This is a genomic window from Nostoc sp. (assembly GCF_036917235.1).
GTDB lineage: Bacteria > Cyanobacteriota > Cyanobacteriia > Cyanobacteriales > Nostocaceae > Nostoc.
This window is the reverse complement of record NZ_JBALDU010000007.1, coordinates 86,111-100,225: the sequence shown is the minus strand read 5'-3', so window position 1 is coordinate 100,225 and position 14,115 is coordinate 86,111. Positions and strand designations below refer to the sequence as shown.

The window sequence follows — 14,115 nt, the reverse complement described above, 5'->3', positions numbered from 1 at the left end:
CAAATAAGAAATGATATATTTAGTTACAATTGCCTTTGTCTAACCCAATGGTATTAAAGTGAAATAGCAGCAAAGGCAAGCACGTCTAGCAGCCTACGATTATCTGCACCCATTTAATTAGATAGCTTTAAAAAACTTTTGGGTTTGTGTAAGCTTAATAAACCATATACCGCCAGCATCTCCGTACAGGGCATCTAAACGCGCATCTACTTTAGAAAGTAATATCCGATTCGGATGAACACTTGGGCATTTACATTGCATTTTGCTATTTAAAGGAGTCAGGAGGCAGGGGTCGAAATCAATAAACCTCTAGACGACTGACACCTTTATTCTGGTTCCTAGCTAAAGATGCAACCTTTCTAATCAAATCAAACCTTCCAACGCGTGTTGCAAATCATTTGTCACATCAGCAACAGCTTGTCTAGCACCCAAACGATTTTCCTTATACGCCGGGTAACGCTCAGAAATGGATATAGGTTCACCCACAGTTATTTTTACTTTTTGCTTACCCAATTGCGGACGCTGTACAGCTTTATCGCCTTTGATTTTAGCAATCATTTGCCATAAAATTAAGGTTGTTTCAGCAAACCTTTCTGCTGTTGGATTTTCACGAATATAATTACCAGAAACTGCTACAAAACTTTCTACTAAACGCATATGCCACATCCGTGCATTTGCTTCTTCTGCAATGCGATCGCCTAAAGCTCTTTCAACCGCAGATACTCCTTTGACATCCTTAAATTCTTCTCTAAATATATAATTCCAACCTGCTTGTTCTACTCGCCGACAACGGTCACTCAAACTACCTTTTGACTGTAAATTAAAATACTGTTCTGATATTAGCAGCGCTGCATTCAACAACGCTTGTAAACGAACTGCTAATGCTTCATTTCTATCTGGGATTTGCCCAGCAACAATCTTGGGATCTGGCAGTTTTTGATGATAAAACCGGGTGTAAAATTCTTCCATTAGCAAAAGTAAATGTTCTGCCAAAGTCAACAATCGGGGATAAAGCGACTCTACGGAAGCCTGTTGTGGTGGATTTACAGGTAAACCACTAGCTGCTTCTAATTCACTTAAAAGATTAGCGATCGCATCCCAAGGAGCATCAACGTAACTATATTTAATCCCAACTGGTACAATTAGAACCTGTTGGTCGCTTCCCGCTTTGTGCAAGTCTTCAGCACACCAAAAGCCTAATTGGGCAATACCAGGTTCTAACGGGCTAATATTCTCTGATAAACCATTGGTAGCACCTTCAGGCGCAGCCGCCATCGGGAATTTCCCATTGGCGAACAAGTCACGCGCCGAACGTAACCCCGTCCAGTCAGCTTTACCTCGCTGAATCGGAGTCCCACTTAAATGAGAAACAATCCAGCCAACCTGGGAACCTGCCCATAGAGGAATGCCGCGATCGTAGATAAAATGAGCGTGAATGGGATGTTGTAGTGTTGTACCCTGCGATCGCGCTGTCTTTGGTACGAGTTGAGATAGCAAGTAACCCAAACAAAACGGATCGTCTGTTTTCGGATGGCGAAATGCCAGCATAAAACGGATCTTACCCTCCTGAAATTGGCGATAGAGATCCACCAGAACCTCTACGTTGTCTGCTTCAATTTGGGTAATAGGTGTTTGCCATTTTATCCAACTGGGTAGCAACAGATGGACAACTCGTAGCAATAAAGGGTTAAACGCGGGGGGAATAAATTCTAAGGGTGCTTGTGCTTGATAAATTACATCTGCCAAAGTAGTTTCTCCTAAAGATGCCCTGATTCTAATCGCCTGATGGTTATTTCTTTTAAGCTATCTTAGCTGCTGTAATATGTCCTGACGACTAGAAGTCACAGCCACACACGACAAAATCTGCTTAGGCAGGTTCTTCTAATGAAGCGCACCTACGCAGACTTATAGAGTATTTTTTACTGCTATGGAAAGTATGGGCAGATAGTGGAGTTTAGCGGCACTTGCAAATCTTAATAACAAGAAAGACTCAAGCTAAATCCTAGCAATACATTTTCACCCGATAATTGTGTGGGTAGATTTCGCACTTCCGTATCTTGTTTTTGGCGATAAATTTCTACTTGTTGCTGTTGGGGGTTAATTAACCATGCCAATTGCACCCCTGCATTTATATATTCCTGCATTTTGGAACGCAACATTTCCAAATCATCCGTTGCTGACCTTAATTCAATGACAAAATCGGGTGCAATGGGGGGAAATTTGCGTCTTTGTTCAGGTGTAAGTGCTTGCCAACGTTCTCGTTGAATCCAAGCGGCATCTGGAGAACGGTCAGCACCATTAGGTAATTTGAATGTAGTAGAAGAACTGAAGGTAAAACCAATGCCAATTTGCCGATTCCAGATTCCCAAATCAATAATTAAATCTGCTTCTCGATTGCCGCTTTCACCTCCAATGGGGGACATGATGATTAATTCTCCCTTGGCAGTGCGTTCAAATTTCAATTCGCGGTTATTTTGGCATAAGTGATAAAATTGTTCGTCACTAAGGTGAACAGTGTCTAGTTTTAATGTCAAATGACTCATAACCTAGACCTAGATTAAATAGTTGCAAAGATTATATCATGCCATATCTTAACGGCTGATGCCGATCGCGCTTGCGCTTTGCCTACCTCGCAGGTTCAAAAACTAGGATACCTTCTGAATGCACCCAGGCGGACGAGGGTTTGTGTGGCCGCGATTTATAATCGCCAGGTGGTTTATAAACAAATTAGAGATTCTGGAAAGGGAATAAACGATGCGACTATCACAAATGTTATTCGTTACACTCCGGGATGATCCAGCTGATGCTGAGATTCCCAGTCATAAATTATTACTCCGTGCAGGTTACATTCGTCGCATCGGTAGTGGTCTTTATGCTTATTTGCCGTTAATGTGGCGGGTAATGCAAAAAGTTTCCCAGATTGTGCGGGAAGAAATGAACGCTACAGGCGCACAAGAATGTCTTTTACCACAATTACAACCTGCTGATTTATGGAAGGAATCGGGACGCTGGGACACTTACACCAAAGCTGAGGGAATTATGTTTTCCCTAATTGACCGCCGCGAGCAACAATTAGGATTAGGCCCAACTCATGAAGAAGTAATCACAGCGATCGCTCGTGATATGATTCGCTCTTATCGCCAGCTACCACTGCACCTCTACCAAATTCAAACCAAATTCCGCGATGAAATTCGTCCCCGTTTTGGTTTAATGCGCGGACGAGAGTTTATCATGAAGGACGGCTACTCTTTCCATCTCGATGAAGCCAGCCTCAAAGAAACTTACCAGGATATGTATAAAGCCTACAGCAATATCCTACGGCGTTCGGGTTTAGCTTTTCGCGCAGTGGAAGCTGATTCTGGTGCAATTGGCGGTTCTGGTTCCACAGAATTTATGATTTTGGCGGAAGCTGGTGAAGATGAAGTTCTCTACACTGAAGATGGTAAATACGCCGCCAACGTAGAAAAGGCTGTTTCTTTACCAATTGATGCCGAAACCTCACGGTTTACAACCTACGAGAAACGCGATACACCTGGAACAGAAACCATTGAAAAGGTCTGTCAACTCCTCAACTCTTCTCCCACTCAATTAGTGAAAAATGTCCTTTATCAGACAGTTTATGATAATGGTTTAACGGTGTTGGTTCTGGTAAGCATCCGAGGCGATCAGGAAGTTAATGAAGTTAAATTGCAAAATGAACTGACCAAATTAGCTTCTGAGTATGGCGCTAAAACTATTATTAGTTTGAATGTATCAAATGTAGAAGCACAGCAAGCATGGACAGCGAAATCTCTACCTTTAGGCTACATTGCGCCAGACATCACAGATGAGTATATTACCGCTAATAAACAGATTCATCCTAAATTTTTGCGCTTGGTAGATCAAACAGCCGTTGATTTAAAAAACTTTGTTACAGGCGCAAATGAAGCTGGCTATCACGTAGTTGGTGCTAATTGGGGTGAGCAATTTAAACTACCAGAGCGAGTAGTAGATATTCGTAAGTCAAGACCAGGCGATCGCGCCCTTCATAACCCAGGACAAACTCTTGCAAGCGCCCGTGGAATTGAAGCAGGTCATATATTCCAATTAGGCACTAAATATTCTCAAGCGATGGGTGCAACTTATACCAATGAACAGGGTGAAGAAAAGCCGCTATTTATGGGTTGTTTTGGTGTAGGCGTATCACGACTAGCACAAGCTGCCGTAGAGCAATCTTACGATAAAGATGGGATTATTTGGCCAGTTGCGATCGCACCCTACCACGTGATCGTCACAATTCCCAACATTAAGGATGCTCAACAAATCGAAATCGCCCAAAAACTTTACACAGAACTCAATCAAGCGGGAATTGAAACCCTACTAGATGACCGCGACGAACGGGCGGGAGTGAAATTTAAAGATGCGGACTTGATTGGCATACCTTATAGAATTGTAACCGGACGTGCGATCGCTAATAGCAAAGTTGAAGTTGTAGAAAGAGCCACCCGTAAATCTCAAGAAATAGTCATTGATGAAGTGACAACAACACTTAAACAGTGGATTACAGAAGCAATAGGGCATAAGGCATAAGTTTGGAGAAGAGACAAGGAAGAGGGAGGAGACAAGGGAGAGACTTGTTCAATAATTTCTCCTTGTCTTCCTTGTCCCCTTGTCCCTAACTTCTAACTCCTAACTCCTAACTCTTAACTTTTTACTCCCCATTCCCCAAAATTTACATAATTTGGCAGGTGGGTGACGGATTAGAAATAAAAATTCTAGAATTGGATTAGGGACTTGCAGAATTAAAAGGCATCAAGTCTCCTCTAGGTTGTGGGAAACTCTCTACTTGTAAGTATCGTCTTTAACCAGGCTGCTCCTCACATAACTACCATATCAGCCCTCAGTTAGGAAGGTTTTGAACATGAAAGACCAACAAGGATCTAATCGTATTTCTTCAGGCGCAATTGCAGCTGTATCAGCAGTGGTTGTAGCGGTGGGTGGTGGTGTAGCTTGGTTTACCACACAATCCAACAATACTCCTACACCGTCAAACCCCTCTGGCCGCATTGAACAGCCAGCACAGCCATCAACTAGACAGCCAGCTAATGAGCAAACCCCGAACGTTTACTGGCTAAGACCAAAAGACAAAAATGTTACTTTGGTTCCTCAGCCTGTTAAAGTAGCTTCTGTACTACCCAACCAAGCTTTAGAATCAGCTTTCCAAAGTTTGTTAGCAGGCCCAACAGAAGGGACAGATTCAACAACTATCCCTAAAGGAACCAAGCTATTAGGGCTGAAAGCGGAAAATAATGAAGTTCACGTTAATTTATCTGAAGATTTTACCAGCGGTGGTGGTAGCACCTCAATGATGGGCCGCGTGGGACAAGTTGTTTACACTGCAACAACTTTAAATCCCAAAGCCAAGGTGTACATTGATGTGAACGGCAAACCGTTGGATGTTTTAGGCGGTGAGGGTGTAGAGATACAACAACCGCTAACTCGTGAACAGTTTCAGAAAGATTATCCCCTTTAATCATCGGTCATTGGTCATTAGTCATTAGTCATTAGTCATTAGTTTTTTACAAGTGACAAATGACAAAGGACAAATGACAAAAGACTAACGTTTGCTATTTAATACACGAAAATTACGGGCTTGCTGCTCTAACCTTGTGGCGAGGCGATCGCAAACCCGATTACACAACTCAAAAATCATTTGATCTTCTACCCGGTAATAGGCGCAAGTTCCTTCACTGCGGCGGCTAAGGATACCTGCTTGCCACATTACCTTCAGGTGTTTTGACACATTTGCCTGAGAAGTCTGTGTTGCCTCTACCAACTCTTGCACGCATTTTTCTTCATCCCGTAATAAGTGTAGCAGCCGTAGGCGCATTGGCTCACTTAACAGGCTGAAGTATTCAGCTACTTGTTGCACCACTTCTGGTGGTAAAGGCAACGTTTGTTTCATCAGGGTTAACCCGCAAGGAAAGAAAATTTTAACAATGACTCACATCATATATACATTAATACTTAATCAGGGTTAATTCGCATCAAAGGTTGACCATATTCTACAGCGTCGCCATTTTGGAGGAGAATTTCCATCACCTGTCCAGAAACTTCGGCTTCGATTTCATTCATCAGCTTCATAGCTTCAATGATACAGACTGTTTGACCCTTGCGGACGCGATCGCCCACTTCCACAAATGCCGCTTCCCCAGGCGCAGGAGCGCGATAAAACGTTCCTACCATTGGGGAAGGTACTTCTACTAATCTTTGGTCAATGGTTGAGGGAGGACTTACTGACAGCTGCATTTGTGTGCTAGTACCAGTATTCTCAAACACACGAGATGTGGACACCTCCGTTACCTGACTTCCGCTCACCTGGTTTCCCCCAGATGAACCTGATGTCAAGCCTGAACCTACCACACCGCCTAAAGTCCCTTGACCTACCGACAACATCTGATTGCTAATACTCACAGCCTTACGGACTGTTAGCTCAAAATCATCGCTTTTGAGTATGACTTCTGCAATATCTGTTTGTGCGATAGTTGCCAGAAGTTGGCGGATTTCATTAAAGTCCAATGGCACAGTTTTTATTACCTCGACCTATCCGTAAATTAGCATTTTAAGTGTGGCAGGGGATTAATCCCTATGTAGGGATTTAAATCGGGACTTGCATCTCCGTAGAGATGAAAGTTATTCCCTGCTGATATATTTATCTTCCTGGGTATCAACTTTGATGCGTTCTCCTTGGGAAATAAACAAAGGAACCATCACAACTGCACCAGTTTCCAGAGTTGCTGGTTTTGAGCCACCTGTGGCGGTGTCACCTTTTAAACCTGGATCTGTTTGGACAATTTCTAGAACCACAGACTTAGGCAATTCTACTCCTAGTACCTGTTCGCCCCACTTAATAACTTCAGCTTCCATACCTTCCTTCAGGTACTTGACGCGATCGCCAATTTGTTCGCGAGTCAATCTGCCTTCTTCGTATGTTTCCATATCCATAAAGACAAACTCATCGCCTTCTTTATAGGTATGCTGCATCGTGCTTTTTTCTAGAGTGGCTTGCGGCACTGTTTCCCCTGCGCGGAACGTTTTTTCCATCACGCTCCCACTCTGGACATTTTTTAGCTTAGTTCGTACAAAGGCGGAACCTTTGCCTGGCTTGACGTGTAGGAATTCAAGCACTCGCCATACAGACCCATCCAATACAATTGAAACACCGGGTCGAAAGTCGTTACTGGAGATCATGAAACTTTCAAATTTTGGAAGACAATCGGCATTTATTGTACCCTTCTAGGGTCGTCATTGGGCATTTGTCATTAGTTTAGTGTCATTGTCATTAGTCATTTTTCCTCTGCCCTAGACCTATGCTCCACTCATCACCTAACGTGGGAAGATTATTTATGGGTTACGTCCAGTCAACAATTCACTGCTGCATTTGAGTTATCCCATGCTTAACTTATTAAAATCCTGGCTGAAGAACAGCCTAATAGCAATACTGCTGGTAACAATATTTTTAGGCATAACTACAGCTGGGTGGACTCCCTCCAGTAGCGCCGCACTGCCAGCCGGCAATGCAATTACCGACGGAAAGGCTTTGTTGCGGTATGCACTCCCGATAGATAACAAACCTGTGCGGCAACTACAAGGCAGTTTAGAAGACATCTCTGCCCAACTGCGGGCGAATCGGCGTTGGGGTGCTATTTCCAAAGACATCAGCCAAGCATCCCGCATTCTCGATAAACCTTCCCAAATCTTAACAAGCGTTCCCGCAGAACGCCAACCCCAAGCCGAAGCTTGGATTACCGAGTTGAAATCTGGGGTGGGTAAATTGCAAGAATTGGCGAATAGCAAAGATAAAGAACAAATTCTGCAAGAGAGAGGTAAACTGCTAAATCTCGTTACTCAGCTAGAAGAGTCAATGGTGAAACAATTCCCCTTTGAAGTTCCCGCTGAGTACAGTAACCTGCCACAACTTAAAGGTCATGCCACTGTAGAAATCAAAACCAACAAAGGCGATTTGGCGCTTGTCGTGGATGGTTACAGCGCTCCTGTGACTGCTGGTAATTTTGTAGATTTGGTGCAGAGGGGTTTTTATAATGGTTTAGAATTTACCCGTTCTGAAGAATCTTACTTTCTCCAAACTGGAGATCCAACTGGGAAAGATGTGGGTTTCATTGACCCCAAAACGGGCAAATATCGCGCTATTCCCTTAGAGGTCTTAGTTCAAGGAGATAAAGCACCTACTTATGGCATTACTTTAGAAGAAGCTGGTCGTTACGTTGATATGCCAGTTCTACCTTTCTCTGCCTTTGGTGCAGTAGTGATGGCTCGTCCTGAAAGTGAAGTAAATGGTGGTTCATCACAATTTTTCTTCTTTTTGTTTGAACCAGAACTCACTCCCGCCGGACGCAATCTATTGGATGGTCGCTATGCCGTTTTTGGCTATCTTACCGAAGGTAAAGAAGTTTTGGATAAACTGAAAGCTGGTGACAAAATCGAATCAGCAAAAGTGGTTCAGGGGATAGAAAATCTAGTTGAACCGCAAGCTGCATAAGAAGACACAGAGGGCAGGAGAAGAATAATTCTTGTACAGACGCGATTAATCGCGTCTCTCCTGATTCAAATTTCCGGCGGTGAATATCTGCTTAACTATGATCCTTAATTCTGGAAAAGTCCGTGATACAATTTCCTGGTTGGCTGTAAAAACTGTTTCTTCGTAAAATCCATCTTCCAGTATTAACACTGAAATTTTTGCTTGTAGTGGGTCTACAATCCAATATTCAGGAATTTCTAAGGCCGCATATTCAGATCGCTTATGGCGATAATCCCGTTTCACCGATTCTGGACTGACTACCTCGACAATTAGTAACGGGGGTGACTCAAATACTGCTAAAGCATTCAACAATTCTCTAGCTTGCTCAAGTGTCACCACACACAGATCAGTCAACCTAGATTTATTTCTACCCGTTCTCACCCCACTTTCCCGAAAACACAGCCAAGTAGAGTTACAACGTTTGATTTCTGCATCTAGTAATTGCTCAAGAAATTTGGCAATCAGAAAATGTTCAATAGTAGGTGGATTCATTAGCTCTAGCTTGCCATCCACCAATTCATAATGAAAATCGCTACCATCATCATAGGTTAAGTACTCCTCAAATGTGATGCTGGTTACTGGTGTTGTTACCATTCCAACTGACTCCTAGACGATACCCTTATCTTAAACAGTAAAGTAAATCATCAGTTTTCTTCGTAATTTTGCAACACGGAAAACCGATTGTGAACAGTGATTTATCTTCTCAACAGGTAAAAGACATTGGCGAACAAGGTCTTTTAGAAAGATTACAGCGTTTCTGTCCTCCAGAAATGATCGGTGATGATGCCGCAGTAATTGAGACTGCACCAGGGAAATCTTTGGTAGTGACTACAGATGTGCTGGTTGATGGCGTTCATTTTAGCAACCTCACCACTTCCCCAGAAGATGCTGGTTGGCGAGCTGCTGCTGCCAATTTATCAGATTTAGCAGCAATGGGTGCTTCTCCATTGGGAATCACTGTCGGGTTGGGACTACCCGGTGAACTTAGGGTGAGTTGGGTAGAACGCTTGTACCAGGGAATGACAGAATGCCTGCAAAAATACAATACCCCGATTGTTGGGGGTGATGTGGTGCGATCGCCTGTTACTACTCTGTCAATTACTGCTTTTGGTCAAGTTAACCCTAGTCAAATTATCCGCCGTTCTGCTGCTGCGATCGGGGATGCAATCGTTGTTACAGGCGTTCATGGAGGCTCCTACGCTGGCTTAGAATTACTCTTGCATCCCGAATTAACACAAAACCTCAAAGATACAGAACGCACGGCTCTAATCCTCGCACACCAACGCCCACAGCCACGATTAGATGTCTTACCAATCCTCCAGAAAATTCTAGAATCCCAATCCAAAATCCAAAATCGATCGACTGAGCGTAGCCGAAGTCTAAAATCCAAAATTCCTGTTGCTGGTATGGATAGCAGCGATGGTTTGGCAGATGCGATTATCCAAATTTGCCGCGCCAGTGGCGTTGGCGCTGTTTTAGAACATAGACAAATTCCCGTACCAAAAACTTTTAATCATTGGTTGCCACCAGAGCAAGCGTTAAAATATGCTCTATATGGTGGCGAAGACTTTGAATTAGTACTGTGTTTACCACCAGAATTAGCATTAGCCTTAGTGCAACATATTGGAGAAGGTGCTGCGATCGCAGGCAGGATTACAGCCGGATCGACAGTAATATTGCACGACGAGCAAAAAAAATTCCCTGACCAAGTTCTGAATCTTAGCCAGGGATTTCAACATTTTGGTCAATAGTCTTTTGTGATTTTTCTAATGACTAATGACCAATGATTAATGACCAATGACAAATTATTGCCACTTCTCGGCTACTAATTCTGCCAAATCCAAGACTCGTTGGCTGTAACCCCACTCGTTGTCATACCACGCCATAACTTTTACTAAGTCATTACCCAACACCAAAGTCAAATTGGCATCGACAATTGAAGAAGCATCACTACCTTGATAATCGGAAGATACTAATTCTAGTTCGCTGTAGTCCAAAATTCCTTTAAGTGGGCCTTCCGCAGCATCCTTGAGAGCTTGGTTAACTTCTTCAGTAATAGTACGCTTCTCAACCTGAACTACGAAATCTACCATTGAGACGTTCGGGGTTGGTACGCGCAAGGCAACACCATTTAGCTTGCCTTTGAGGTCTGGGATAACCAGCGCCACTGCTTTTGCTGCGCCAGTAGAGGTGGGTACAATGTTTATCGCTGCGGCCCTCGCCCGTCGCAAATCCCGGTGAGAAGCGTCTAGCAATCGCTGATCGCCTGTATAGCTGTGGGTAGTGGTCATCGTACCTTTGATGATGCCGAACTTATCGTTCAACACCTTGGCAATTGGTGCCAAGCAGTTGGTAGTACAGCTAGCGTTACTGATAATATTGTGTATGTTGTGGTCATAGTCATGATGATTCACACCAACCACAAAAGTACCATCCTCGTTTTTACCAGGAGCGGTAATCAGAACTTTCTTGGCTCCAGCATTTACGTGCTTGAGCGCTCCTTCTTTGCTAGTAAATACCCCAGTTGCTTCGATAATTAGGTCAATTCCCCAATCTTTCCAGGGCAAGTTTTCGGGGTTGCGATCGGATACGCACTTGATGGTCTTACCGTTAACGATGATAGAGTTATCATCGGCACTAATCTCAGCACCTTTGATCTTGCCTAGCATTGAGTCATACTTTAGCAGGTGAGCATTTGTTCTAGGGTCTGAAGTGTCATTAATAGCGACAAGATCGATTTGACTATTCTCTCTACCCACCCAACAACGCGCAAAGTTACGTCCAATCCGCCCGAAACCGTTGATTGCAACTCTAATCACAGTGTCTTGCCCTCTGTATTTATGCTTATATGTTGATATCGTTGACCCCAATCATATCGCAAAGGGGGGGGGCACTTTTAACCATAAAGTGTTAGATCAATAAAAAAACACATAATTTATTCAGATTTGTAAGAGTAGAGATTGTTGTTAGTGATATATGATCTGACCGCTTCCGGGACTAAATAACGAATTGACTGGCGTTCGCGGCAAAATTTGCGAATTAGACTTGACGAAACTCCTACCAAAGGTATATTCAAGAGTTGCCAGTGAACGATCGCAGACTGCTCCTTGAGTTGTTGCTCCACTTGCTTGCAGATTAATTTGCTTTGAGTTATAGTCTCACCACCTAGCTGTCGGGGTGCGATTAACCAATCACACATTTGTGCTAATTCGTGTCCCCGGTACCAACCGGGTAAGGTTTGGAAAGTATCCAAGCCCACAATCCAGTACCAGTGAGTATTTGGGTAACAAGTAGATAAGTCAATCAGGGTGTTAATGGCATAAGAAGTCCCAGAGCGATTAGTCTCCACTAGTGAGACAGTAAATGCTGGGTTATCTTTTATGGCTAATTGCAGCATTTGCAGACGATGCTCAAACAAAGCTGCTTTTTTGTGAGGAGGATTTAGGGTTGGTACCCAAATTACCTTTTCAAGGGAGACTTGATGCAAAGCTGTCTCGGCTACGAGCAGGTGTCCCCAATGAATTGGATCGAATGTGCCACCAAAAATTGCTAGTTGCTGCATCCAGATAAGCCTGGGTTATATGCAATTGAAAAATAGTTTCATTACCAATGTACTATTGTACTCAATTCACGCCTAAACTTGATGCAATTTCAATTTAGTTTCACTAAACAATGTATTATGTAGCCAATTCCAGTAAGGTAGCCAAAAATATGTATTTGACATTACAAGAATTTCTTTCCCGATGCGGCCAAAATTTTCAGAATAATCTTAAGAACAGTTCAGAAATAGCAAAAACCTCTAACCAAGGTAAAATCATTCTCAACCAGGAAAACCAGAGCAGAAACATCATTTGGGCATCAAACATTAACATGATACAGGAGTAGTTACGGTAAAAATCAAATTCCTGTTATGATACGCGTGTCATTTGTGATTATGGTGTGGTGTGGTGTAAGAGGAGCAATAAATGACTAATTCTGTAGATTTTAGTGGTAGACCATTTCATTTCATTGGCATCGGTGGCATAGGTATGTCTGCTCTGGCATACGTTCTTGCAAAGCGTCAATTTCCAGTATCAGGTTCGGATCTTCGTCCTAACCACATTACGCACAAGTTGGAATCTATCGGCGCTCATATTTTTGGTAAACAAGAGGCAAGCAATCTCGAATTCTTTCGCCCTCAGATATTAGCGAATCCAGTAGTATTAAATTCACAAGAACAATTACCTACTGATACTAAGTCAAAACTGCCTCAAGTCATTTGTTCAACAGCAATTAACACTAATAATTTAGAATACAAAGCAGCACTGGAATTAGGTTGTCCAGTTTTACATCGTTCAGATGTACTAGCAGCTTTAATTGCCGATTACTACAGTATTGCAGTGGCAGGAACACACGGCAAAACTACAACCAGTAGCATGATTGGCTATATGCTTCTAGAAGCAGGTTTAGACCCAACGATTTTGGTCGGTGGCGAAGTCAATGCATGGTCCGGTAATGCTCGATTGGGACAAAGCCAATATTTGGTAGCCGAAGCAGATGAATCAGATGGTTCTCTGGTAAAACACGCTCCCGAAATTGGTATCATCACCAATATTGAACTCGATCACCCTGACCACTACGATACATTAGAAGAAGTTATTGATACGTTCCAGACATTTGCTAAGGGTTGTAAAACGTTAATAGGTAGCATTGACTGTGCTACGGTGCGCGATCGCTTGCAACCCACAATCAGCTACAGCTTACACTCAGATACCGACGCTGATTACACCGTCACCAATATTGATTATCGTGCTGATGGTACCACGGCTTTGGTTTGGGAAAGAGGCAAAGCTTTGGGCGTGTTAAAGTTGCGGTTGCTCAGTCGGCACAATCTCAGCAATGCCCTAGCCGCAGTAGCTGTTGGTCGTGTTTTGGGCTTAGAATTTGGAGCAATTGCCAAAGGTATCGCCACTTTTGAAGGAGCAAGACGACGCTTTGAGTTCCGAGGTGAAGTCAATGGCATTACCTTCATTGATGACTATGCTCATCACCCTAGCGAGATTCGCGTTACTCTCGCCGCAGCACGTTTACAGGCAAGACCAGGGCAAAGAGTGGTTGCTATCTTCCAACCCCATCGCTATAGCCGTACACTGACCTTTTTAGAAGAATTTGCCGAGTCCTTTACCCATGCTGATTTGGTGGTGCTGACTGATATTTACAGTGCAGGCGAACCTAATTTAGGGCAAATTAGTGGTGAACGTCTAACGGCGGAAATTGCTAAACAGCATTCGCAGGTAGTTTATCAACCAACTTTACCCGCAGTGTGTGATTACTTGCTAGAAACACTACGCCCAGGAGACTTGGCGCTGTTTTTAGGGGCTGGAAATTTGAACCAAGTGATTCCTGAAGTAATTACGGCACTTTGTGAGCCGGCTAAAGCCACATCCTAAGTGGAAACTTTGCGAAGTTTTATTTCTAAGCAAAGCGCCCTTCTCGCAACGGTTTCATCTGTGAACTCTATTACCGTATCTTTGCGGTAGATTAATGTAAAAATTTTA

The 14,115-nt window shown here is 43.3% G+C and carries 13 protein-coding genes; 5 read left to right on the top strand and 8 right to left on the bottom strand.

What is annotated here, in order from left to right; genetic code table 11:
* Nucleotides 1–363: 363 nt before the first annotated feature.
* The gene (locus tag V7K44_RS02135; protein WP_334928192.1) at nt 364–1,746 is read right to left on the bottom strand and encodes a 1-acyl-sn-glycerol-3-phosphate acyltransferase; all 1,383 of its coding nucleotides are present in this window, start codon (nt 1,744–1,746) and stop codon (nt 364–366) included.
* A 227-nt stretch (nt 1,747–1,973) separates the two neighbouring features.
* Nucleotides 1,974–2,543 (bottom strand): Uma2 family endonuclease, encoded by a 570-nt coding sequence (locus V7K44_RS02130; protein WP_334928190.1) that lies wholly within the window; start codon nt 2,541–2,543, stop codon nt 1,974–1,976.
* Nucleotides 2,544–2,754: 211 nt separating this feature from the next.
* Between V7K44_RS02130 and V7K44_RS02125 the strand changes: the two genes are divergently transcribed.
* Both V7K44_RS02125 and V7K44_RS02120 read left to right on the top strand, forming a co-directional pair.
* A complete protein-coding gene (locus tag V7K44_RS02125; protein WP_334928188.1) occupies nt 2,755–4,569 on the top strand; it encodes a proline--tRNA ligase in 1,815 nt (604 codons plus the stop codon).
* Between the two features lie 331 nt (nt 4,570–4,900).
* Nucleotides 4,901–5,512 carry a GerMN domain-containing protein gene (locus V7K44_RS02120; protein WP_334928186.1) on the top strand — a complete coding sequence of 204 codons (612 nt, stop codon included), beginning with the start codon at nt 4,901–4,903 and terminating at the stop codon, nt 5,510–5,512.
* Nucleotides 5,513–5,596: 84 nt separating this feature from the next.
* On the opposite strand, the gene V7K44_RS02115 is transcribed toward V7K44_RS02120, so the two are convergent.
* The 3 genes from V7K44_RS02115 to efp all read right to left on the bottom strand — a co-directional run bounded on the left by V7K44_RS02115 (nt 5,597) and on the right by efp (nt 7,230).
* Entirely contained in the window at nt 5,597–5,944 is a 348-nt protein-coding gene (locus V7K44_RS02115) for an ArsR/SmtB family transcription factor (protein WP_094349905.1), read from the bottom strand.
* A 62-nt stretch (nt 5,945–6,006) separates the two neighbouring features.
* Entirely contained in the window at nt 6,007–6,564 is a 558-nt protein-coding gene (gene accB / locus V7K44_RS02110) for an acetyl-CoA carboxylase biotin carboxyl carrier protein (RefSeq protein ID WP_334928184.1), read from the bottom strand.
* 108 nt (nt 6,565–6,672) lie between these two features.
* Nucleotides 6,673–7,230: an elongation factor P gene (gene efp, locus V7K44_RS02105; RefSeq protein ID WP_194042039.1), complete on the bottom strand. Its 558-nt coding sequence runs from the start codon at nt 7,228–7,230 to the stop codon at nt 6,673–6,675.
* A 202-nt stretch (nt 7,231–7,432) separates the two neighbouring features.
* Between efp and V7K44_RS02100 the strand changes: the two genes are divergently transcribed.
* Complete coding sequence (locus tag V7K44_RS02100) at nt 7,433–8,539, top strand: peptidylprolyl isomerase (RefSeq protein WP_334928182.1); 1,107 nt, start codon at nt 7,433–7,435, stop codon at nt 8,537–8,539.
* Between the two features lie 45 nt (nt 8,540–8,584).
* Here V7K44_RS02100 and V7K44_RS02095 read toward each other — a convergent pair whose 3' ends face one another.
* On the bottom strand, nt 8,585–9,172 hold the full coding sequence (locus V7K44_RS02095; protein ID WP_334928180.1) for a Uma2 family endonuclease: 588 nt from the start codon (nt 9,170–9,172) through the stop codon (nt 8,585–8,587).
* A gap of 89 nt (nt 9,173–9,261) precedes the next feature.
* On the opposite strand from V7K44_RS02095, the gene thiL reads away from it, so the two are divergent.
* Complete coding sequence (gene thiL, locus V7K44_RS02090; protein ID WP_334928178.1) at nt 9,262–10,329, top strand: thiamine-phosphate kinase; 1,068 nt, start codon at nt 9,262–9,264, stop codon at nt 10,327–10,329.
* A gap of 54 nt (nt 10,330–10,383) precedes the next feature.
* Here the strand turns inward: thiL and V7K44_RS02085 are convergent, their stop codons facing one another.
* Complete coding sequence (locus V7K44_RS02085) at nt 10,384–11,397, bottom strand: type I glyceraldehyde-3-phosphate dehydrogenase (protein ID WP_292734731.1); 1,014 nt, start codon at nt 11,395–11,397, stop codon at nt 10,384–10,386.
* A 116-nt stretch (nt 11,398–11,513) separates the two neighbouring features.
* Entirely contained in the window at nt 11,514–12,140 is a 627-nt protein-coding gene (gene nadD, locus V7K44_RS02080; protein WP_334928175.1) for a nicotinate (nicotinamide) nucleotide adenylyltransferase, read from the bottom strand.
* A 403-nt stretch (nt 12,141–12,543) separates the two neighbouring features.
* Here nadD and murC point away from each other — a divergent pair, with 403 nt between their 5' ends.
* Complete coding sequence (gene murC, locus V7K44_RS02075; RefSeq protein WP_334928173.1) at nt 12,544–14,007, top strand: UDP-N-acetylmuramate--L-alanine ligase; 1,464 nt, start codon at nt 12,544–12,546, stop codon at nt 14,005–14,007.
* The last annotated feature ends 108 nt before the right edge of the window (nt 14,008–14,115 follow it).